Source organism: Limnohabitans sp. (genome assembly GCF_030158565.1).
Classification (GTDB): domain Bacteria; phylum Pseudomonadota; class Gammaproteobacteria; order Burkholderiales; family Burkholderiaceae_C; genus Limnohabitans_A.
Genome location: NZ_JAOASQ010000028.1, coordinates 1 through 22,199 on the forward strand (window position 1 = coordinate 1; position 22,199 = coordinate 22,199).

Consider the following 22,199-nt stretch of genomic DNA (forward strand, 5'->3'; position numbering starts at 1 on the left):
CGGCCAGCACGAGCTTGCCCACACGTTGCTCGGCCGGGGCCAAGGAGGGCAGGGAGGCTTTGATTCGTTCGAGCATGGCGTGTCTCCGGTTCAGATGGTTTCTAACCTGTCATCCTCGGGTCAAGTCCGAGGCTTTAATTGGTTTGTCATCCTCGGGCTTGACCCGAGGATCCATGGATTCCCGATCAAGTCGGGAATGACATTTCTACAGTGGATCGGGGCTGACATTTCTAGGGTGGATCGGGAAGGACATTTCTAGGGTGGATTGGGAATGGCATTTCTTGCTTGGATCGGACATGACAGCGTGTCAGACCTCTTCGCTCCAGCAAAACCCGTCGCGTGCAATCATGGCGCTCGATGCGCTGGGGCCCCAGGTGCCTGCGGCATAGGGGCGTGGGCCCACGGGATCGGCGGTCCAGTGCTGCAAGATGGGTTCCACCCAGCGCCAGGCTTCTTCTTGTTCGTCGCTGCGCACGAACAGGTTCAGGCGGCCGTCCAGCACGTCCAGCAGCAGGCGCTCGTAGGCGCCCACGCGCTCGCTGCCAAAGCGTTTGTCAAAGTCCAAGTCCAGGTGCACGGGGCTGAGGGTTTGGCCGCCAGCGCCTTGGCCGCGCTTGCTTTGGCCCTGGGCAAACAGGTGCAGCTCCAGCCCGTCTTTGGGTTGCAGGTGGATGACCAGCTTGTTGACCTGGCCCACGGGTGTCTGGAAGATGTCGTGCGGTGTGGGGCGGAAGTTGATCTCGATGTGCGCTTCACGCGAGGCCATGCGCTTGCCGGTGCGGATGTAAAACGGCACGCCCGCCCAGCGCCAATTGGCGATCTCGGTGCGCAGGGCGACAAAGGTTTCGGTGTTGCTGCTGGGGCTCACGCCTTGCTCGTCGCGGTAGGCCGGGACGGGGTGGCCGTCCACATTGCCCGCAGCGTATTGGCCGCGAATCACATGTTGGGTCAGCGTCTCGGGTGTCCAGCGTTTCAGGGCGCGCAGCACCTTGAGTTTTTCGTCGCGGATGGCGTCGGCATGCGCGTTGATCGGCGGCTCCATGGCAATGGCGCACAGCAGTTGCAGCGCGTGGTTTTGCACCATGTCGCGCAGGGCGCCGGTGCTTTCATAAAAGCCGCCGCGCTTTTCCACACCCAGCTCTTCAGACATGGTGATCTGGATGTTGGCGATGTGCTCGCGCCGCCACAGGGGTTCGAACAGGGCGTTGCCAAAGCGCATGGCAAACAGGTTTTGCACGCCGGGCTTGCCCAGGTAGTGGTCGATGCGGAAGATCTGCTGCTCTTTGAACACCTGGCCCACGGCGGTGTTGATGGCGCGGTTGGAGGCCAGGTCGTGGCCCAGCGGTTTTTCGAGCACGATGCGGGTTTTGGGCGTGTTCAGGCCGCTGGCGGCGAGCTGCTCGCACACGGTGGTGAACAGGCTGGGCGCAGTGGACAGGTACATGACCACATGGTCGGTCTCGCGCTCGGCCAGGCGTGCCGCCAGCGCGGCGTAGGCTTCGGGTTTGGACAGGTCCATGCGCACGTAGCACAGCAGGGCCGCAAAGCGGGCGAATTCTTCGCTGTTGGGGCGCTTGTCGCCTTCGACCTGCTCAAAACGGGTCTGGATTTGCTGGCGGTACTGTTCGTCGTTCAGGTCGTCGCGGCCCACACCGATGATGCGTCCACCTTCGGGCAGGGTGCCGTGGCGGTAGGCCTGAAACAAAGCGGGCATGAGTTTGCGCCAGACCAGATCGCCCGTGCCGCCGAAGAAAACCAAATCAAAAGCCATGATGTTCTTGAGTTACATGAAAAATTGATTTGTAATGTAACTTTGTTTCACGGATAATTCAAGCTGATGGCTGAAATAAATGCGAGATGCATTTGTGGATGCAGAAAAAGCCAAGGAATATGTCCCCTAAGTGCCTGATGCAGATGATGTCCCCCAGTGCCTGATGCAGAAGCTGACGCCCAGGCCTTGACCCAGATGCTGTCACTCCGGGCTTGATCCAGATGCTGTCACCCCGGGCTTGATCCGGGGTCCATGGTTTCGCAGCCATGGATGCCGGGTCAAGCCCGGCATGACAGGAAAATGGCGTCTGCGATCATTTGACCACCTCGCATGCCGTGCCCCTTTTTGAATTTGAGAATGACCTGTATGAACCAACTTGATGCGCTTAAAAAATTCACCACCGTGGTCGCGGACACCGGTGACTTCAAGCAATTGGCCCAATTCCAGCCGCAAGACGCCACGACCAATCCTTCGTTGATCTTGAAGGCGGTTCAAAAGCCCGAATACGCCCCTTTGTTGGCCGAAGCCGTTGCCGCCCATCGAGGCCAGCCACTGGACGTGGTGATGGACCACTTGCTGGTGCGTTTTGGTGGCGAGATTTTGGCCACCATTCCCGGCCGTGTGTCCACCGAAGTGGATGCGCGTTTGAGCTTTGACACCGCCGCCACCGTGGCCCGTGCCCGACGCATCATGGCGCTGTATGAGGCGAAAGGCATTGCTCGCGAGCGCGTGTTGATCAAAATTGCGTCGACCTGGGAAGGCATTCAGGCGGCCGCCGAGCTGGAGCGCGAAGGCATCCGCTGCAACCTGACGCTGTTGTTCGCGTTTTGCCAGGCCGTGGCCTGCGGTCAGGCCAAGGTGCAGCTGATTTCGCCCTTTGTGGGCCGCATTTACGACTGGTACAAAAAGACCGCAGGCGCCGCTTGGGACGAGGCGGCCAAGGCCGGTGCCAACGACCCCGGCGTGCAGTCTGTGCGGGCCATCTTCAACCACTACAAAAAGCACGGCATCGCCACCGAAGTCATGGGCGCGTCGTTCCGCAACATCGGCCAGATCACGGCGCTGGCCGGTTGCGATTTGCTGACCATCAGCCCCGAGTTGCTGGCGCAGCTGGCCGCGACCGAAGCCCCCTTGAGTTTGGCGTTGGACGCTGCTGCCGCTCAGGCGATGGACTTGCCAGCGGTTGCCTATGACGAAGCCTCTTTCCGCCTGGCCCTGAACGAAGACGCCATGGCCACCGAGAAGCTGGCCGAAGGCATTCGCGCGTTCTGCGCCGATGCCGTGAAACTTGAAGACCTGATGAAGAAGGCCTGAGATGCGTTGTGACAAGACTGCTGCCTGGTGCCAACTGCAGCAACATGCCGAGAGGTTCGCCGGATTTGATTTGCGCACGGCCTTTGCCCAGGACGATGCACGCGCCCAGGCCCTGAGCCAGTCGGCGCCGCATGTGTTTGCCGACTTGTCCAAGAACCACACCGATGTCGCCACCGAAGCGCTGTTGATGGAATTGGCCCGGCAAACCGGACTGGCCTCGCACCGCGATGCGATGTTCCGTGGCGAGGCGATCAACCACACCGAAGACCGTGCCGTGATGCACTGGTTGCTGCGCCAACCCGAAGGCTCTTTGCAAGGCGACTTGGCCGAGCCGCTGGCGCTGGTGCACGGCACCCTTGCGCCCATGCTGGCCTATGCCGAGGAGGTGCGGGCCGATGCGCAGATCACCGACGTGGTGAACATCGGCATTGGCGGCTCGGACTTGGGCCCGCAGATGGCGGTGCTGGCGCTGCAAGACTTTGTGTTGCCGGGCAAGCGTTTTCACTTTGTGTCCAACGTCGATGGCCATGAATTGGCGGCGGTCCTCAAAGGCCTCAGGGCCGAGAACACGCTGTTTTTGATCGCGTCCAAAACCTTCACCACCATCGAGACCATGACCAATGCCCGCTCGGCACTGGCCTGGTTCCAGGTCCAAGGCGGCAGCGATGTGGCGCGTCACTTTGCAGCGCTCACCACCAACGTGGCGGCTGCGGCCGAGTTTGGCATCACCACCACTTTTGGTTTTTGGGACTGGGTGGGTGGACGGTATTCGATGTGGTCGGCGATTGGCTTGCCGGTGGCGATCGCCATTGGGGCACAAGGCTTCAAAGACCTGCTGGCCGGTGCACACGCGATGGACCAGCATTTCCAAGCCGCGCCGCTGGAAGAAAACGTGCCTGTGCGCTTGGGATTGCTGGACGTTTGGTACCGCAACTTTTTGAACTACACCAGCCGCTCGATCGCCCCGTACCACAGCGCTTTGCGCCGGGTGCCAGCATATTTGCAACAGCTGGAGATGGAGAGCAACGGCAAGCGGGTAGACCGCAATGGCCAGGCGCTGCCTTACGGCACCTCGCCCGTGCTGTGGGGCGAGCCGGGCACCAACGGGCAACACGCTTACTTTCAGATGCTGCACCAGGGCACCGACATCGTGCCGCTGGAGTTCATCGCGGTCAAAAAGCCCACACACAGCCTGAAAGACCACCACGAGCTGCTGCTGGCCAATGTGATCGCACAAGCTCAGGCGCTCATGCAAGGCAAGTCGGACGCAGGCGGGCACAAGCATTTCACCGGCAACCGGCCCAGCACCTTCTTGTTGCTGGATGAACTCACGCCCACCAGCCTGGGGGCTTTGATCGCGCTGCAAGAGCACCGCGTGTTCGTGAGCGGCTCGGTCTGGGGCATCAACAGCTTTGACCAGTGGGGCGTGGAGCTGGGCAAAGTGCTGGCCAAAAACATCCACGCACGCATCGTGTCAGGGGATGGATCGGGGCTGGACGCGTCGACCGCCGCCTTGCTGCAACGCGTACGCAGCTGAATGCGAGAGCGCTAGAGCCGCTGTGCTTTAAGTGATACCGAATGCTCAGGGGCCAGCGATAAACTGGTCCCATGACGCCTTCCATAGACCGCCTGCTGCAAAGCATTGATGCCAAGCGCGACGAGGTCGTTGCGCTCACGCAAGACCTGGTCCGCATCCCCACCATCAACCCGCCGGGCGATGCTTACGAAGCCTGCGCGCACCTGATTGGCGAGCGCCTGGCACGCAAGGGTTTTGCGGTCGAGTACGTGCGGGCCATCGGCTCACCCGGCGACAGCGACAGCCACCCGCGCACCAATGTGGTGGCGCGTTGGCAAGCGCCCCAGCCGGGTGAATGCGTGCATTTCAACAGCCACATCGACGTGGTCGAAGCCGGACCCGGTTGGACCTATGAGCCCTTTGGCGGGCAAGTGGCCAATGGGCGCGTGTATGGCCGGGGCACTTGCGACATGAAGGGCGGGCTGGCGTCGAGCATCATCGCTTGCGAAGCCTTGATCGAGTCGGGCTTGCCCATGTCGGGGGCGCTGGAGATCAGCGGCACGGTGGACGAAGAGTCGGGCGGTTTTGCCGGCGTGGGCTATTTGGCCGAGCGGGGTTACTTCAGCCAACCCCGTGTGCACCATGTGATCATTCCCGAGCCCTTGGGGGTGGACCGCATTTGCCTGGGGCACCGCGGCGTGTGGTGGGGCGAGGTGGAGACGCGTGGGCGCATCGCGCACGGCTCCATGCCCTTTTTGGGCGACAGCGCCATCAACCACATGAGCGCGTTCATCCATTTGCTCGAGACACAGCTGCAGCCCCGCTTGCAGGGGCGCCACACCGCCGAGCCGGTGGAGCCACCGGGCGCCCGCGTGAGCACGCTCAACATCAACAGCATCCATGGCGGTCAGGTCGAGCAGCGTTACAGCCTGGACGAGCGGGGCTGGCCCACAGGCGATTTGCCCGCGCCCGTGGTGGCGCACCTGTGCAAGGCGGTGCTGGACCGGCGTTTCATCGCCGAAGAAAACCTGGAAGCCGTCAAGCAAGAGATCGTGGACATGCTCGAAGAGCTCAAGCGCACACGCCCGGGCTTTGACTACGGCATCCGCGAGATCATGAGTTTTGTGCCGACCGCCACCCCCAAGGATGCGCCGGTGGTGGATGCCACCGCACGCGCCATTGCGCGGGTGCTGGGCCGTGAGCCCAGTTACATCGCCAGCCCGGGCACTTATGACCAAAAGCACATCGTGCGCAGCGGCAAGCTGCGTGACTGCATCGCCTATGGCCCCGGCATTCTGGATCTGGCGCACCAGCCCGACGAATATGTGGGCATCCAGGAACTGGTCGATTCGGCCAAGATCATGGCCTTGGCGGCGCTGCAACTGACAGGCCGGAGCACGTTTTAAGCGCCAGCCCCGGGCGGGACGCTGCAGCCCTGCGTGATGCGCTGTTGCATCAGTTGTAACCGCAGGTTTGCTTTGGGATGCGATGCGGCTTCAAATTCATTTTTATCAGAAAATAACACATAAATCTGTTTTTTGTGTTTATTTGCGTCCTTTAAAACGAATTCATTGCCGTAGAATACGCCGCTTACTGCCAAATTCAGACGCCGCGACAGGCCTGCTTGGTGTGTATTGAATGGCCAAGTTGGGGGCCTCCAAAAGAACAACCCCGGGAGTGTTTATGCAATTGATTTGGGTATCCGGGCCCACAGCCCGGGTGGTGGCGGTGTCCATCACGGCGCACAAGGTCTTGGTTTCTGTGCTCGGCGTGGCCTTGGCTTTGTTGGTGCTCGGTTCCTTGTTTCAATTCATTGGCCTTCGTGTGGCTGTTGAATATGCCCCCTCACTGGCCCAAAGCATGGGTGGGGTCACCAGCCAGGCCGAACAACTCAAGATCGAGGCGGAGTACCGCACCAAGCTCGAAGGGCTGCATGGCCAACTGACATCGGTCACCGATCGGCTGCGCGATATTGAGGAACAGAAAAACAATTTCCTGGGGCGACTGGGCATTGAAAGTTTGATCTCCAGTGGTTCGCGTCGCAAGGCCGATGCGGCTGGGGGGCGTGGCGGCCCTTTGAAAGCCCTGCCTTTTTGGCAGAGCCGGGCAACGGATCTGAACAGCGAGCTGGAGATGACTGCTCAACAAATTCAGGACCTGGAGAAAACGCTGATCCAAAAACAAGACCAGTGGAAACGCGATCTGGCGAAGCTGACGCAATTGCCCACGGCCTTGCCTTTGACGCAGGAGTTTTCCATCACCAGTGGTTTTGGTGTGCGCGCTGACCCGATGAACCACCAGACCAGCATGCATGAAGGCATCGACTTTGTGGCGCCTGTGGGTACGCCGATTCGTGCAACGGCGGATGGCCAGGTTTTGCGCTCAGGGCGTGCAGGCGCTTATGGCGAGATGATCGAAATTGAGCATGCCGATGGCTTTGTGTCCCGATACGCCCATTTGAGCCGTCGCCATGTCAATGAAGGCGACAAAGTGGCACACGGTCAACTGATTGGGCTGCTGGGCAACACCGGCCGCTCGACAGGGCCTCATTTGCACTACGAAGTGACTTATCAAGGGCGGGCCATGCACCCGGCCAAAGCTTTTGCGGCTTGGGCGCGTCAGCGCCTGCAGCCTTGATGGAAGTTCGAATATTCAGAGGAGACCCGCCATGTTCGGCATCAATAAAAACAGCAACACCCCTTTGGTCAAAAGCCAGGAACGCTTTGATACGCTGATCGGTCGTCAGACTGAAATTCAGGGAACTTTACGCGTTGTGCAAAGTGTGCGCATCGATGGCAAGGTCATCGGCAACATCGAGGCCTCCAAAGAAAACGCCATCACGGTGGTGATCGGTCTGGAGGGCGAAGTTCAAGGTGATGTGATCGCCAGCCGGGTGATTGTGGCGGGCAAGGTGGCGGGCAACATCGATGCGCACGAGCGTGTGGAGTTGATGGCCAGTGCCTTGGTGCAAGGCGATGTGAAATACGGCTCCATTGCTGTTGAGCACGGTGCCCGTTTGATGGGGTTGTTACTGCAGGTGGATGTTTCGAAGCCCCAGGTGCGTCAAGACCAAGCCCAAACGGCAATCACCAAAGCCAAGGCCACCGGCAAGTCCTGATCAGAAGCACGTGACTGGGGATTTTGCAGTTTCCAGCAGTGCGCCATGAATAAACCGTGAAATTCATTATCATCACGGCATGACATTCTTAGCCATCGATGTGGGCAATACCCGTTTGAAATGGGCGTTGTACGACCGTCCGCACCCCCAAGCCCAGTTGATGGCGCATGGTGCGGAATTTCTGGAAAACATCGACCGCTTGTCGGATGGCCCTTGGGCCGATTTGCCGGTGCCCGGACGCATGCTGGGCTGTGTGGTGGCGGGTGACGCCATCAAGCGCCGCGTGCAGGAGCAAATGGAGTTGTGGGACTTCACCCCGCAGTGGGTCGTGCCCAGCCTCTCTGAGGCTGGCGTGACCAATGGCTACGATCACCCTTCGCGCTTGGGCTCGGACCGTTGGGTGGCCATGATCGGTGCCCGTCAGCGCATGCTGGCGCAAGGCCCGGCCAGGCCTTTGGTGGTGGTGATGGTCGGCACCGCGGTGACCGTCGAGGCCATCGATGCGGATGGGCGGTTCCTGGGCGGCTTGATTTTGCCGGGCCACGGCATCATGCTGCGCGCCCTGGAGTCCGGCACCGCCGGGCTGCATGTGCCCACCGGCGAGGTGCGGCCTTTCCCGACCAACACCAGCGATGCGCTGACCAGCGGCGGCACTTACGCGATTGCCGGCGCTTGCGAGCGCATGGTGCAGCACCTGCGCGAGCACACGGGGCAAGAGCCCATGTGCGTGATGACCGGCGGCGCGGGCTGGAAGATGGCGCCCAGCATGTCGCTGCAGTTCGAGTTGGTGGACAACCTGATTTTTGATGGCCTGCTGGCCATGGCCGATCAGCGTTTCAACAAGGTCGACAAGCGCTGAGCAGACGTTTTCAGGGCGCGTTGTCGCTGTAGGCCGCGGTCAACGACTGCAGGTGCGCTTGCAGTTGTGGGCTGGCCATGTAGGGCGTCAGCAAGGCCAGCACGTGTTTGGCGCCTCGGCTCAAGGCCAGGCTGGCACTGGCGGGCTCCAGCGCTTGGCGCGGGTTGCGCACGTATTCGTAGCTGAGCCAGTAGGTGGCCATCACCGACATGCTGGCCGAGAGCGTCTCGACGCTGTCGGGGTCGATGCGCATCAAGCCTGCAGCGGCCAACGATTCGAGCAATTGCCTGAATGCCTGAGTCTTGCGCTCCAGCACGGCATGGAAATGGGTTTCCAGATGGCGGTTGCCCGATAAAAGGTTGTTCAAGTCGCGGTACAGGAAACGGTGGTTCCAGACCTGTTCAAACAGCGAATGCAAAAAGAACCAGGCATCTTCTACGTCGCGCACATCGGCAGCCGCATCGAGCAGGCCCAGCATGGCGGCTTCGTAGCCGTCAAACAGGTGGTTGACCAGCGCGTCCTTGGATGGGAAGTGGTAGTACAGATTGCCCGGGCTGATGTTCAGCTCGGCCGAGATCAGCGTGGTCGAGACATTGGGCTCGCCAAAGCGGTTGAACAGCTCCAGCGTGACTTCGGCGATGCGCTGGGCGGTGCGGCGTGGGGCTTTCTTGGCCATGCGGGTCGGCAGCGAAGGCTCAGGCTTGGCGCGGTGTGCGGCGGGCCTTGGGTTGGGCGACCGATTTCGCAGGTGCTTTTGCCGGTGCTTTTGCCGGTGCTTTCACTGCGGCTTTGCTGGCAGGTTTGACGGCTTTGACCGCAGCGGGCGTTGCCGTGGCTTTGGCCAATTGGGCTTCCAGCTGAGCCACGCGCTCGGTCAGGGCTTGCAGGTCGTACAGCGTGGGCATGCCCAGGCGCTGCAGGGCTTTGGCCACGCGGTCTTCAAACAGGTGTTCCAGGCGGTCTACGCGCACGGTGGCTTGCTGGCCGAAGTCGCTGGCCAAATGGGTCAATCGTTCGGTGGCTTCGTGCAGGCGCTGCTGGGCTTCGGCCTGGCTTTTGCGCTGGAAGGCCAGGCCATCGTTGACCAGGGCCTCGATGGCTTTGCTGCCTTGCTCTTGCGCTTTGGCCATGGCACCCAGACCGGCCAGCCAGATTTGGTGGGTGGGGGCGGGGGCTGCAGTGTTGTCTGCTGCGGACTTGTCAGAGGCGGTGGATTTGGCCATGCGATAACTCCTGATGGAGTCCAGACTTTAACCTGAGCCGCCGCGCATTGCTTCTAAAATCTGCGCATCGGCTGCCTGGCGTGGCCACTTCACGGCACCGAGCCTCAGCGACAAGCCCGGGGCACATTTCCTGGTTCAGGCTTTCATGAAAATTCTTCTTCTCGGCAAAAACGGCCAGGTCGGCTGGGAGCTGCAACGCAGCCTGGCCCCCTTGGGTGAATTGATCGCGCTGGACCGTCACAGCACCCCACTGTGCGGCGACTTGTCCAAGCCAGAAGCCTTGGCGCAAACCGTGCGCGATGTGCGCCCCGATGTGATCGTCAATGCCGCCGCCCACACCGCGGTGGACAAGGCCGAGTCCGAGCCCGATGTGGCCCGCACCTTGAACGCCGACGCGCCCGCAGCGCTGGCCCGTGCGGCCGCAGAAGTGGGGGCTTGGCTGGTGCATTACTCGACCGACTATGTGTTCAATGGCGAAGGCCAAACGCCTTGGCAAGAAAGCGATGCCACCGGCCCTTTGGGCGTTTACGGACAGACCAAGCTCGAGGGTGAGCAAGCCATTGCGGCCAGTGGCTGCAAGCATTTGATTTTTCGCACCAGCTGGGTTTATGCCGCACGCGGCGGCAACTTTGCCCGCACCATGCTGCGCTTGGCACAAGAGCGTGAGCGCCTGACGGTGATCGACGACCAGCGCGGCGCCCCCACGGGTGCAGACCTGATCGCCGATGTGTCGTCACACGCGATTCGTCAGGCCTTGGGCACGCAAGACGCCAGTCTGTCGGGCCTCTACCACCTGGTGGCCGCAGGCGAGACCAGCTGGCATGGCTATGCCGCGCATGCGATTGAGCGGGCGCGGCAGCTCAAGCCCGACGCCGCCTGGAAGGTGACCGAGATCGCACCGGTGCCCACCTCGGCTTTCCCGACGCCTGCGCGCCGTCCTTTGAACTCGCGCTTGAACACGCAGCGTTTGCAGCAGGCCTTTGGCTTGACCTTGCCCGCCTGGCAGCAAGGCGTAGACCGTCTGCTGGCCGAGATGCTTTGAGCGCTGAGAACCGCCCATCGCTTGCGGCACAATCCTTTCACCTTTCGATGTACTTTGATACCTGACACCACATGACCGACACCACTGCAGCGCCTTCCGTTTCGCCCCGCGACCAAGCCCAGATCCTGGCGCAGGCCATGCCTTACATCCGCAAGTTCCACGGCAAGACGCTGGTCATCAAATACGGCGGCAACGCCATGACCGACCCGGCCTTGCAGCAAGCCTTTGCCGAAGACGTGGTGCTGCTCAAGCTGGTGGGCATGAACCCGGTGGTGGTGCACGGCGGCGGCCCGCAGATCGAAAATGCCTTGAGCCGTCTGGGCAAAAAAGGCGAGTTCATTCAAGGCATGCGCGTGACCGACGCCGAGACCATGGAAGTGGTCGAGTGGGTGCTGGGCGGCGAAGTGCAGCAAGACATCGTGGGCATGATCAACCGCGCAGGCGGCAAGGCCGTGGGCCTCACAGGTCGCGACGGCGCCATGATCCGTGCCAAGAAATTGCGTCTGATCGATGCACAAGACCCGAGCAAAGAGCTGGATGTGGGCCAGGTGGGCGACATCGTGAGCATCGACCCGTCCATCCTCAAGGCGCTGCAAGACGATGCTTTCATCCCCGTGGTGAGCCCCATCGGTTTTGGCGAAAACAACGAGAGCTACAACATCAACGCCGACGTGGTGGCGGCCAAGCTGGCCACCGTGCTGCAAGCCGAGAAGCTGCTCATGTTGACCAACATCCGTGGTGTGCTCGACAAAGAAGGTCAGCTGCTCACCGAGCTGACGCCCCACCGCATCGATGAGCTGTGCGCCGACGGCACCATCAGCGGCGGCATGATCCCCAAGATTGCTGGTGCATTGGATGCGGCCAAGAGCGGCGTGAATGCGGTCCACATCATTGACGGCCGCGTGCCGCACGCCATGCTGCTCGAGGTCTTGTCCGAGCAAGCCTTTGGCACCATGATCAAGAGCCGCTGAAAACGGGTAGACGATAAAAACAAATTGAAGGGGAGACATGTCCGAGCACGAAGACAACAACGCCGAGGCGACCGAAGATGCGGCGCCCACACGCAAGCGCCCGCGTCCAGGTGAGCGCCGTTTGCAAATCTTGCAAACCCTGGCGGCCATGCTGGAGGCCCCCGGTGCCGAGCGTGTGACCACCGCCGGGTTGGCGGCCAAGATCGGTGTGAGCGAAGCGGCTTTGTACCGCCACTTTGCCAGCAAGGCCCAGATGTTTGAGGCCCTGATCGACTTTGTGGATCAGTCGGTGATCGGCTTGATCCGTCAGGTGACCGATCGCGAACCCGTGGGCCCCAACCAGGCCGCCCGCATCGTGGCTTTGCTTTTGCAGTTTGCAGAGAAGAACCCGGGCATGTGTCGCGTCATGACCGGCGACGCGCTGGTGCTGGAGCACGAGCGCTTGCAAGAGCGCATCAACCTGCTGTTCGACAAGATCGAAGCGCAACTGCGCCAGTCGCTCAAGGGGCTAACGACCGACACGCCGACGGCCGATGCCCAAGTGGCCGCGTCGATGCTGGTGGCCTTCATGCAAGGGCGCTTGCAGCGCTTTGCCCGCTCGGGTTTCAAGCGCTTGCCGTCAGAGCATTTGCAGGCGGCGCTGGCGCGGATCTTGTGATGCCTTGATCGGGTGTTTTTTCAGGTTGAAGCCATCGGCCTGTGAATTCAGACGGTAGGTCGCTGGCTTAAGCCTCGACAAAGTCTCACCAGTTCCACAAGGTCCCGTCGTGCTGCAGCCGGTTCACCGGCAAATAAGCCCGTTGGTACGGGTACTTGGCGGCCAGCTTTTCGTCGATGTCCACCCCGTGGCCTGGCGACTCGCCGCAGTGCATCATGCCGCGCTCAAAGCGATAGTCGTGCGGGAAGACCGAGAGCATTTTCTCGCTGTGCGGCATGTACTCCTGCACGCCGAAGTTGGGCACCCAGGTGTCAAAGTGCAGGGCCGCGCCCATGCACACCGGCGACAGGTCGGTCGCGCCGTGGCAGCCGGTGCGCACCTGGTAGAGGCTGGCCAAGTCGGCGATGCGCCGCAGGTGGGTGATGCCGCCCGCGTGGACCACGGTGGTGCGGATGTAGTCGATCAGCTGCTTTTCGATCAGCGTCTTGCAGTCCCAGATGCTGTTGAAAATCTCGCCCACTGCAATCGGCGTGGTGGTGTGGTGGCGTATCCACTGGAAGGCATCCTGGTTCTCGGCCGGCGTCGGGTCTTCCATCCAGAACAGGCGCACCGGCTCCAGCGCTTTGCCCAGTTGCCCCGCCTCGATGGGCGTTAAGCGGTGGTGCACGTCGTGCAGCAAATGGATGTCGGGGCCCACGGCTTCGCGCACGGCTTCAAACAGGCCGGGGGTGTGGCGCAAATACTTTTCGGTGCTCCAGTCGTGCTCGCTGGGCAGGCTCCCGTCGGCAGGCTCATACATGCGGTTCGCACCGCTCACGCCATAGACCTTGTTCAGACCCGGCACGCCGCTCTGGGCGCGGATGGCCAGGTAGCCTTCTTCCTTGTGGCGCAAAACTTCGTCCACCGTTTCGGCCGTGTCGCGGCCATTGGCGTGACCATAGACCATCACGCCTGTGCGGCTGCGCCCACCCAGCAGCTGGTACAGCGGCATGTTGGCCATCTTGGCCTTGATGTCCCACAGGGCGGTGTCCACGGCGGCAATGGCGCTCATGGTCACTGGGCCGCGCCGCCAGTAGGCGCCTTTGTAAAGGTATTGCCAAATGTCTTCGATCTGCTGCGGGTCGCGCCCAATCAGGCAGGGGATGACGTGCTCTTCGAGGTAGCTGACCACGGCCAGTTCGCGGCCGTTGAGCGTGGCGTCGCCGATACCGTACACGCCTTGGTCGGTCTCCATCTTGAGGGTGACGAAGTTGCGGCCAGGGCTGCAGACGATGACGCGGGCGGCGGTGATTTTCATGGCGCGGTCTCCCGTGTTCAGGCTTCTTGTTGCAGCAGTTGCTGGATGGCCGCGTCCACGCCGTGCTGCAGGACTTGCTGGTGCCAGTGCGTCACGCGGGCGGTCCAAGCGACGTTGCCAGGCAGGGCCTTGCCCCACAGGTCTTCGCGGGCCAACAGGGCGCGCACGCAGGCTTCGGGCTCTGCGCGTTGGGTGGCGCCAATGGCCATCAGGCTTTCGGCTTGCGGGTCGTTCAGGGCATAGGCCTGGCCTTGCTCGTCCACGCCCAGCGTGTAGCGCAAAAAGACGGCTGCGGCCAGCGCGTGGTGTTCAAACGAAGCGCCTTGCGCGATTTGCCCGAGCACCGAGGGCGGCCAGCGCTGCGGAATTTTTTGTGAGCTGTCGGTGGCGATCTGGTGCACGCTGTGCTTCAGATACGGGTTGCCAAAGCGCGCGATCAGCGCGTCGCGGTAGTCGGCCCAGTCGCTGCGACTCAGGTGCGGCGCGACTTCGCGGCTCATCAAGCGGTACACAAATTCTCGGATGTGCGGCTCACCGATGCAGCTGGCGATGAAAGGCCTGCCGGTCACCGCGCCCATCAGCGCCATGGCCGAGTGGCTGCCGTTGAGCATGCGCAGCTTGGCTTCCTCGTAGCTGTGCACATCGCTTGTCACGCGCACACCAGCGCTTTGCAGCAGTGCGGCGTCTGCCGGCTCGGCAAAACGGTCTTCGATCACCCATTCCCAAAAGCCTTCGGTGCTCAGAGCGCATTGGTCTTGAACGCCCAAGGCCTCTTGCGCTGCGGTCATCACCTCGGGCGTGGCGGCGGGCACGATGCGGTCCACCATGCTGCAAGGAAAGGCGCAGTGCGCGTCCAGCCAGCGCAGCACGTCGGCGTCTTGTGCAGTGGCCGCCGCTTTGACCAAGGCCTGCAGCTTGTGGCCGTTGCCTTGCAGGTTGTCGCATGAGGCGATGGTGATGCCCGGCAGACCCGCTTGCTGGCGCAGACGCAAGCTGTCCAGCAGCAGTTGCGCCAAGGCCGGTGTGTAGCCCTTTTCGGTCACGGTGAGCGTGACCCAGCGGGTGCTGTGTGCGGCGATGGCTTGCACCACGGCATCACGCTCGGTGGCGGCCACGTTGGTGCGCCACAGCGCCCCGGGCACTTGCCATTGCACGCCTTGCCCGTCGGCAATGCGCACGGCATACAGGCCGTCTTGTGCTTTGAGTTGGTTGACCAAGTCGGGCCGTGTCATGCCCACACCGTGGATGCCCCAGCGCGTGTCGCCACCGGCCAGTAGCTGGTCAAACACCATGGCTTGGTGGGCTCGGTGAAAGGCGCCTAACCCAAGGTGCAGCACGCCAGGGACGTGGGTCGTGCGGTCATACGCAGGGGGGTGGATGGACGCGGGCAGCGATGGCAGTGTGCTGGCAGAGAGGTTCATGGTGCAGGTCAGTGTGCTGGGTGGACTTGGATCAGGGCTGTTGAGGGATGGTTGTCGTCACGGTGAATCTTTGTCATACCGGACTTGATCCGGTATCCACGGTCGTTGAAGGCATGGACCCCGGATCAAGTCCGGGGTGACAGGGGGTAATCAAGTCCGGGGAGATCGCTGCAATTTTTTCTCAGACGCCTCAATCTCTGCCCAAGTGGCGTCGTCGATCCAGATGCCGTTTTGTTCGCGGTCGGCGCGTGCCGTGCGTTCGGGCTCGCCTGCCAGCTTGACGCCATCGCTGCCGGGCGCGTCGGGGCTTTGGCGCAGCCAGTCGGCAAAGGCCTGGGCTTCTTGCTCAAACATCGCTTGTGTGCCCAGGCGGACCGGGTCGATCAGCATCGTCAACATGCCGTTGAGCACCGCGCGTTGCTGGTCGGCTTCACGGTGCCAGGTGCCGCCACCGGTCAGCGCGCCGCCCAACAATTCGCAGGCCATGGCCATGCCAAATCCTTTGTGGTCCCCAAAGGGCATGAGTGCGCCAAACAGGCCGTTGGACTGCGGCACCACCACCACGCCGGGGTCGGTGGTGGGGTGGCCGTGTTCGTCGATCAAATAGCCGGGCGGCACTTGCTCGCCCTTGTTGTGGGCCACGCGCATCTTCCCTTGCGCCACGCGGCTGGTGGCGAAGTCGAGCACAAAGGGTGCGCGGCTGCCCATGGGCACGCCGATGCAACAAGGGTTGGTGCCAAAACGCCCATCGCCACCGCCAAAGGGCGCGACCACGGGGCGTGAGAGCACGTTCACAAAATGCACCGACACCAGGCCTTGCGCCACCGCCATTTCGGCAAAGTGGCCAATGCGCCCCAGGTGGTGTGATCGGCTCAGGGCCACGGTGCACACACCGTGTTGCTTGGCGCGCTCAATGCCCATCTGCATGGCCTGCACGCCAGTGATTTGGCCGTAGCCGCGCTGGCCGTCGAGGTTCAGCAGTGGGCCGGTGTCCAGCAAGACCTTGACGCCCGTGTTGGGCGACAGCCCCCCTTCGAGCACCGCGTCCACATAGCGCGGCACCATGCCCACGCCGTGCGAGTCGTGACCGCTCAGGTTGGCCATGACCAGGTTGTCGGCCACTTGCGCAGCTTCGGCCGGGGTGCTGCCCGCTTGTTTAATGATGCGGGCGACTTTGGTGCGCAGATCAGCAGCTTGAATGCATTGGCTCATGATGATCCTTATCGGTCGTTGGGTTTTTTCTTGTCACACCGGGCTTGAGCCTGGGGCTAGTGGGTTGTCACCCTGGGCTTGAGTCTGGGGCTAGTGAGTTGTCACCCCGGGCTTGACCCGGGGTCCATCTTGGGTTTTTTTGGGGGCGGTCGGTCAACATGGATCCCGGATCAAGTCCGGGATGACACATTGGAGTCCGGGATGACACATTGGAATCCGGGATGACAAATTGCAATCTGGGACGACAAATTGGATTCCGGGATGACAAATGGATGGTTGGGATGACAAGGGGAGGGCCCACATCCCATTCACATCACCGCGCCCACTTGCCACGGCACAAACTCGTTTTGGCCGTAGCCATGGCGTTCGCTCTTGGTGGGCTCGCCCGATGCTGCTGCCAAAATCATTTCAAAAATGCGTTGGCCCATGTCGGCAATGCTCACGCCGCCGTCCACGATCTCACCGCAGTTCAGGTCCATGTCTTCTTCCTGCTTTTTCCACAAAGCGGTGTTGGTGGAAAACTTCAGGCTGGGCGAAGGGGCGCAGCCGTAGGCGCTGCCGCGCCCGGTGGTGAAGCAAATCAGGTTGGCCCCGCCGGCCACCTGGCCCGTGGCGCTCACCGGGTCGTAGCCCGGCGTGTCCATGTAAACAAAGCCTTTGGCGGTGACGGGCTCGGCGTATTCGTACACCGCTTGCAGGTTGCTGGTGCCGCCTTTGGCCACCGCGCCCAAAGATTTTTCAAGGATGGTGGTCAGGCCGCCCGCCTTGTTGCCGGGCGAGGGGTTGTTGTTCATTTCGCCGCCGTTGCTGGCGGTGTAGTTCTCCCACCAGCGGATGCGCTCGATCAGTTTGTGTGCCACTTCGGGCTTGACGGCGCGGCGCGTGAGCAAATGCTCGGCGCCGTAAATTTCGGGCGTTTCGCTGAGGATGGCGGTGCCACCGTGCTGCACCAACAGGTCGACCGCCGCGCCTAAAGCGGGGTTGGCGCTGATGCCCGAGTAGCCGTCAGACCCGCCGCACTGCAAGCCCACGGTGATGTGCTCGGCGCTGCAAGGTTCGCGCTTGATCGCGTTGGCGCGGGGCAGCATCTCTTCGATCAAGGCAATGCCTTTTTCCACTGTCAGACGCGTGCCGCCCGTGTCCTGGATGTTGAAGACCTTGAGTGTGTCGCCCTCGCGCAGGCTGCTGTGGGCCAGCCAGGTGTTGAGTTGGTTGGCCTCGCAGCCCAGGCCCACCACCACGACGCCCCAAAAGTTGGCGTGTGTGGCGTAGCCTGCCAGGGTGCGTTCGAGCAACTGGATGCCCAGCCCTTCGGTGTCCATGCCGCAGCCGGTGCCGTGGGTCAGTGCGACCACGCCGTCCACGTTCGGAAAGTTGGCCAGCGCGGCGGGGTTGTTGCGCTTGGAAAAGTGGTCGGCAATCGCGCGTGCCGCAGTGGCTGAACAGTTGACGCTCGACAACACGCCGATGTAGTTGCGCGTGGCCACGCGGCCGTCGCTGCGCTTGTAGCCCATGAAGCTGGCTTGCTTACGCACCGGCTCGGCTTTGACGTCTTGCCCGATGGCGTAGTCGCGCTCAAAGTTGCCTTTTTCAGCGCCCATGTTCAGGTTGTGCGTGTGCACATGCTCGCCTGGGGCAATGGCTTGTGAGGCGAAACCAATGATCTGGTTGTAGCGGCGCACCGGTTCACCGGCCATGATGGCGCGGGTGGCGATTTTGTGGCCGGGCGGAATCAGGCCGCGCACGGGCACGCCGTCCACGGCGGCGCCGCTCATGAGTTGGGCGCGGGCGATGACCACGTCATCGGCGGGGTGAAGGCGAATAAAGGCGCTCATGTCAAGGTCTCAATAAAACTGTTTGGGCAACCACAGCACCAAGCTGGGCACATACGTGATGACCACCAAGCTGCCCAGCAAAGGGAACAGCCAGGGCAGGATGGCCATGGTGGTGCGTTCGACGCTGAGCTTGGCCACACGGGCCAGCACGAACAGCACCATGCCCATGGGCGGGTGCAGCAAACCGATCATCAGGTTGAGCACCATGACCAGGCCGAAGTGCACCAGGTCAATGCCCAGTTGTTGGCAAATCGGCACCAGAATCGGCACGAGGATGGTGATGGCGGCCGTGGGCTCCAGGAAACAGCCGACAAACAGCATCAGTGCGTTGGCCAGCAGCAAAAACACCCAGGGTTCTTTGGTGAAACCCAGCACCCACTGCGAGATCGCTGTGGTCACGCCCGTGGCGGTGAGCATCCAGCCAAAGATGCTGGCAGCGGCCACGATGAACAGCACGGTGGCGGTGGTCTCTACCGTGTCCAGGCAGATCTTCACGAACATCTTGAAGTTGAGCGTGCGGTACCAGAAAAAGCCCAAGGCAATCGCCCAGACACAAGCCGCAATCGCGCCTTCGGTGGGGGTGAACACGCCGGTGGTCATGCCGCCAATCAGGATGACCGGGGTCATGATGGGCAACACGGCCTGGAAGTTGAAGAACTTGTCAGCAGCGAACAAAACGATCAGCGCCACAAACACCGTGAGTTGAGGCGGCGTGCCCATGGCGGTCACCAACCACCAGATGGACAAGGGCCAGCCCACCACCACAGCGGTTTCGGCAAGGGCCTTGATGACTTTGGGCCACTCGAATTTCACATCGGCGCCCCAGCCGTTTTTGTGGGCAAAAAAGGCCACGGTGAGCATCATCAACAGCGCCATCAAAACGCCCGGCAAAATGCCTGCCAAGAACAAGGCCCCGACCGAGACGTTGGCCATCATGCCGTAGATCACAAAGGGCAAGCTCGGCGGAATGATGGGGCCCAGCGTGGCCGATGCAGCCGTGACACCCACGGCAAACTCGGTGCTGTAGCCATGGTCTTTCATGGCCTTGATCTCGATGGTGCCCAGGCCCGCAGCGTCGGCAATGGCGGTGCCGCTCATGCCTGCAAACACAACGGAGCCCACCACGTTGACGTGACCGAGGCCGCCCTTGAGCCAGCCCACCAAGGCCAGCGCGTAGTTGTAGATGCGGTTGGTGATGCCCGCGTTGTTCATCAGGTTGCCGGCCAAAATGAAGAAGGGCACGGCCAGCAGCGGAAAGCTGTCGATGCCCGAGACCATGCGGTGGATCACCACAAAGGGTGGGGAGCTTTGTGCAAACAGCAGGTAAATCAGCGAAGCCCCGGCCATGGCAATGGCCACCGGGATGCCGCCACTCATCAGGAACAGGAAAAGAATTTTCAGCATGGGTGAACTTTCAAGAGGCCAGGGGCCTGTTCAGCGGTCGGTCATTTCAGATTCGGGGCGTTGCAGCACGGTGTAACCCCTTTGCCAATGCACGCGGGCTACCCACACAGCGCGCAGGCACATGGCGGCAAAACCAGCCATGACCACGCCGTAGACCAGGTTCATGGGCAAGTCGATGATGGTCATCTTGTAGCTGCCCAGTTTTTCCATCATCTGACCCGTGAGAAAGGTGGCGGCGGCAAAGAAGGCGATGCGCATGGCATCGACCACCAGGCCCATGGCGCGACCCAGCCAGTCGGGCATGAAGCGGTAAAAAAAGTCCACCTGGATGTGGTTGTTTTTGGCCACACCGATCGTGGCGCCCGTGAAGACGGTGGCGATCAACAGATAACGTGCAATTTCTTCAGTCCAGGATGCCGAGTTGTTCAAGGCATAACGTGTGAAAAATTGGTAAAAAACCGTCAATCCCAACAACCAGAAGAAGGCCAGGGCAAACCAGGCTTCGAGGGGGGTGCCTGACAAATCGACATCCTCATCGGTGGCGTGAAATTGGCCATCGTCGCCCATGACTTTGGGCATGGCGTCGAGGTCTGGGAGGTTGCTCATGGGGTGTCTTTCAAATCGATGACAGCGGTTAGCCGACAGCCGCAGACCCAGCGCGATGCGCCCGGTCTGCGGTGTTCAGGCAGAACGACTTACTTGGCGGCCTGAATCTTGTCGAAGTCAGACTGTGTAAAGCCCATCGAAGTCAGGGGCTTGTTTTTCAGGACAGCGTCCTGGAAAGACTTGCGGTCCACCTGCACGATTTGCAGGCCTTTTTTCTTGAACTCGTCGACCAACTCGGCCTCACGCGCCTTGATCTTGCCAGTGGCGCGCACAGCGGCTTCTTGGGTCACGTCGGTGAACATTTTCTTTTCGGCGTCGCTGAGCTTGTTCCACAGGTGCGGTGCAATTTGTGTGGTCAAACCGTCCACGATGTGGCCCGTCATCATGATGGCCTTTTGCACTTCAAAGAACTTCTTGGCTTCGATGGTGGTCAAGGGGTTTTCTTGCGCCTCGACGGTGCCGTTTTGCAAGGCCAAATACACCTCGGCAAAAGCAATCGGGGTAGGGTTGGCACCGCAGGCTTCAGGCGTGGCGCGGTAGGCCGGCACGTCGGGCACGCGGATCTTGATGCCTTTCATGCCCGCGCAGTTGGTGAAGGCTTTTTGGGCCGTGGTGTGGCGCGCACCGTAGTAGGTGTAGGCCGTGACCTGGATGCCGGTTTTGCTGCGGAACTCATTGACCATTTCCTGGAACACCGGGCTCTTGGAATAAGCGATCAGGTGGTCGCCATCGCGGAAGATGAAGGGGTAGTAGGCGATGCCAAAACGTGGGTAGGTGCGGGCGGCAAACGAGGGGCCGCTGATGATCATGTCCACTGTGCCCAAGGTCAGGCCCTGGTTGATGTCGGTCTCTTTGCCCAGCGTGGAAGCAGGGAAGACCTGGATGTCGAACTTGCCGTTGCTGCGCTTTTTGATTTCTTCGGCGGCCCACACCGATTCGGTGTGGTAGGGCTCAGACGTTTCGTAAACGTGGGCCCATTTGATTTTTTGCTGGGCCATGGCGCTGGTGCTCAGCAGCAGCGTGCCCACGGCCATGGCACCGACGGTGGCCAGGGTTTTCAATGCGAATCGTTTGCTCATCTTTGTCTCCTCTTTGGGGTTTGAAATTTGCTGACGCAGGAACAGAAAAACCACCCTAACGGGCGGGTGCGCGGCGCCAGCTCGCGCTGTATCTTTTGTAGGCTTGCTTCAGGTGCTTTTGCATGGCCTTGCGGGCGGCGCTGGGGTCGTGCGCCTCAATCGCCTGCAGCACGGCTTGGTGTTCAGCGATGGCGGCTTGCCAGGACTGGGGGTGTTCAAAGTAATCGCCCAGCCGCTCGAACAAAGGACCATTGCGTGCGAGCCAAAAGCGTTGCACGGTATCCAGCAAAACGCTGTTGCCACAGGCTTGGGCGATGGCTTCGTGAAAAGCCTCATCGCCCCAGCGGGGCACCTCGTCTTGTGCGGCTTCGAGTGCCATTTTTTGCAGGCCTGCGCGTATGGCCTGCAAGTCTTTTTTCTGGGCGTTGTTGGCGGCCAGCGCGGCCACCTCGGACTCCACGAGGATGCGGGCGCTCATCACTTCGAGAGGACCCCATTGGGCCGGTGTGTCTGTTGTTCGGCTGCTGACGGAACGCTTGGGGCGTGTGGTGCTTTGCACGTAAATGCCCGAGCCAGTGCGCACTTCGATCATGCCTTCGACTTCGAGCGCAATCAGCGCTTCGCGCACCGAGGGGCGGCTCACGCCCAGTTGCGTGGCCAGGTCGCGTTCGGCCGGCAAACGAGAACCCACCGCGAATTCGCCTGAGGCCATCAGCTGCCGCAGTTGCTCGGCAATCTGGCGGTACAGGCGTTGGGGTTCGACGGTTTGGATGGGCATGCGAGGGATCAGGGATAACGTGAATTGGACAAGTGGTCAGACCAGTTGCACAATCATCACATGTTCAGATTTGACCGGTCAAGCCATTTCGACTC

At 61.5% G+C, this 22,199-nt stretch carries 20 protein-coding genes; 9 read left to right on the top strand and 11 right to left on the bottom strand.

What is annotated here, in order from left to right; genetic code table 11:
- Positions 1-307: 307 nt before the first annotated feature.
- The gene (gene zwf / locus Q1W40_RS05375; protein ID WP_300709687.1) at positions 308-1,771 is read right to left on the bottom strand and encodes a glucose-6-phosphate dehydrogenase; all 1,464 of its coding nucleotides are present in this window, start codon (positions 1,769-1,771) and stop codon (positions 308-310) included.
- 366 nt (positions 1,772-2,137) lie between these two features.
- On the opposite strand from zwf, the gene tal reads away from it, so the two are divergent.
- The 6 genes from tal to Q1W40_RS05405 all read left to right on the top strand — a co-directional run bounded on the left by tal (position 2,138) and on the right by Q1W40_RS05405 (position 8,578).
- Positions 2,138-3,085, top strand: coding sequence for a transaldolase (gene tal, locus Q1W40_RS05380; RefSeq protein ID WP_300709689.1), 948 nt, complete (start codon positions 2,138-2,140; stop codon positions 3,083-3,085).
- A 1-nt stretch (position 3,086) separates the two neighbouring features.
- Positions 3,087-4,622 (top strand): glucose-6-phosphate isomerase, encoded by a 1,536-nt coding sequence (gene pgi / locus Q1W40_RS05385; protein WP_300709691.1) that lies wholly within the window; start codon positions 3,087-3,089, stop codon positions 4,620-4,622.
- Between the two features lie 71 nt (positions 4,623-4,693).
- Positions 4,694-6,007, top strand: coding sequence for an acetylornithine deacetylase/succinyl-diaminopimelate desuccinylase family protein (locus Q1W40_RS05390; RefSeq protein WP_300709693.1), 1,314 nt, complete (start codon positions 4,694-4,696; stop codon positions 6,005-6,007).
- 277 nt (positions 6,008-6,284) lie between these two features.
- Positions 6,285-7,238, top strand: a complete 954-nt coding sequence (locus tag Q1W40_RS05395; RefSeq protein WP_300709695.1) for a M23 family metallopeptidase — start codon at positions 6,285-6,287, stop codon at positions 7,236-7,238.
- A 31-nt stretch (positions 7,239-7,269) separates the two neighbouring features.
- The gene (locus Q1W40_RS05400) at positions 7,270-7,719 is read left to right on the top strand and encodes a polymer-forming cytoskeletal protein (protein WP_300709697.1); all 450 of its coding nucleotides are present in this window, start codon (positions 7,270-7,272) and stop codon (positions 7,717-7,719) included.
- Positions 7,720-7,798: 79 nt separating this feature from the next.
- Positions 7,799-8,578 carry a type III pantothenate kinase gene (locus tag Q1W40_RS05405; RefSeq protein ID WP_108326482.1) on the top strand — a complete coding sequence of 260 codons (780 nt, stop codon included), beginning with the start codon at positions 7,799-7,801 and terminating at the stop codon, positions 8,576-8,578.
- Positions 8,579-8,588: 10 nt separating this feature from the next.
- Here the strand turns inward: Q1W40_RS05405 and Q1W40_RS05410 are convergent, their stop codons facing one another.
- Together Q1W40_RS05410 and Q1W40_RS05415 are read right to left on the bottom strand one after the other, a co-directional pair.
- Positions 8,589-9,254, bottom strand: coding sequence for a TetR/AcrR family transcriptional regulator (locus tag Q1W40_RS05410; protein ID WP_300709700.1), 666 nt, complete (start codon positions 9,252-9,254; stop codon positions 8,589-8,591).
- A gap of 19 nt (positions 9,255-9,273) precedes the next feature.
- Entirely contained in the window at positions 9,274-9,801 is a 528-nt protein-coding gene (locus Q1W40_RS05415) for a phasin family protein (protein ID WP_300709702.1), read from the bottom strand.
- A 145-nt stretch (positions 9,802-9,946) separates the two neighbouring features.
- Between Q1W40_RS05415 and rfbD the strand changes: the two genes are divergently transcribed.
- The 3 genes from rfbD to slmA all read left to right on the top strand — a co-directional run bounded on the left by rfbD (position 9,947) and on the right by slmA (position 12,472).
- The gene (rfbD, locus tag Q1W40_RS05420) at positions 9,947-10,843 is read left to right on the top strand and encodes a dTDP-4-dehydrorhamnose reductase (RefSeq protein WP_300709704.1); all 897 of its coding nucleotides are present in this window, start codon (positions 9,947-9,949) and stop codon (positions 10,841-10,843) included.
- 71 nt (positions 10,844-10,914) lie between these two features.
- On the top strand, positions 10,915-11,814 hold the full coding sequence (gene argB, locus Q1W40_RS05425) for an acetylglutamate kinase (RefSeq protein ID WP_300709706.1): 900 nt from the start codon (positions 10,915-10,917) through the stop codon (positions 11,812-11,814).
- Between the two features lie 37 nt (positions 11,815-11,851).
- Positions 11,852-12,472, top strand: coding sequence for a nucleoid occlusion factor SlmA (gene slmA, locus Q1W40_RS05430; RefSeq protein ID WP_300709707.1), 621 nt, complete (start codon positions 11,852-11,854; stop codon positions 12,470-12,472).
- 85 nt (positions 12,473-12,557) lie between these two features.
- Here slmA and manD read toward each other — a convergent pair whose 3' ends face one another.
- The 8 genes from manD to Q1W40_RS05470 all read right to left on the bottom strand — a co-directional run bounded on the left by manD (position 12,558) and on the right by Q1W40_RS05470 (position 22,104).
- The gene (gene manD, locus Q1W40_RS05435; RefSeq protein ID WP_300709709.1) at positions 12,558-13,769 is read right to left on the bottom strand and encodes a D-mannonate dehydratase ManD; all 1,212 of its coding nucleotides are present in this window, start codon (positions 13,767-13,769) and stop codon (positions 12,558-12,560) included.
- A gap of 17 nt (positions 13,770-13,786) precedes the next feature.
- Positions 13,787-15,190, bottom strand: a complete 1,404-nt coding sequence (locus Q1W40_RS05440) for a mannitol dehydrogenase family protein (protein ID WP_300709711.1) — start codon at positions 15,188-15,190, stop codon at positions 13,787-13,789.
- A 150-nt stretch (positions 15,191-15,340) separates the two neighbouring features.
- On the bottom strand, positions 15,341-16,402 hold the full coding sequence (locus Q1W40_RS05445; protein WP_300709713.1) for a malate/lactate/ureidoglycolate dehydrogenase: 1,062 nt from the start codon (positions 16,400-16,402) through the stop codon (positions 15,341-15,343).
- Positions 16,403-16,710: 308 nt separating this feature from the next.
- The gene (locus tag Q1W40_RS05450) at positions 16,711-18,237 is read right to left on the bottom strand and encodes an altronate dehydratase family protein (protein ID WP_300709715.1); all 1,527 of its coding nucleotides are present in this window, start codon (positions 18,235-18,237) and stop codon (positions 16,711-16,713) included.
- Positions 18,238-18,246: 9 nt separating this feature from the next.
- A complete protein-coding gene (locus Q1W40_RS05455) occupies positions 18,247-19,641 on the bottom strand; it encodes a TRAP transporter large permease (RefSeq protein ID WP_300709717.1) in 1,395 nt (464 codons plus the stop codon).
- 30 nt (positions 19,642-19,671) lie between these two features.
- Entirely contained in the window at positions 19,672-20,247 is a 576-nt protein-coding gene (locus Q1W40_RS05460) for a TRAP transporter small permease (RefSeq protein ID WP_300709719.1), read from the bottom strand.
- An 89-nt stretch (positions 20,248-20,336) separates the two neighbouring features.
- Positions 20,337-21,326 (bottom strand): sialic acid TRAP transporter substrate-binding protein SiaP, encoded by a 990-nt coding sequence (locus Q1W40_RS05465; protein ID WP_300709721.1) that lies wholly within the window; start codon positions 21,324-21,326, stop codon positions 20,337-20,339.
- A 55-nt stretch (positions 21,327-21,381) separates the two neighbouring features.
- Complete coding sequence (locus tag Q1W40_RS05470) at positions 21,382-22,104, bottom strand: FadR/GntR family transcriptional regulator (protein WP_300709723.1); 723 nt, start codon at positions 22,102-22,104, stop codon at positions 21,382-21,384.
- Positions 22,105-22,199: the final 95 nt, after the last annotated feature.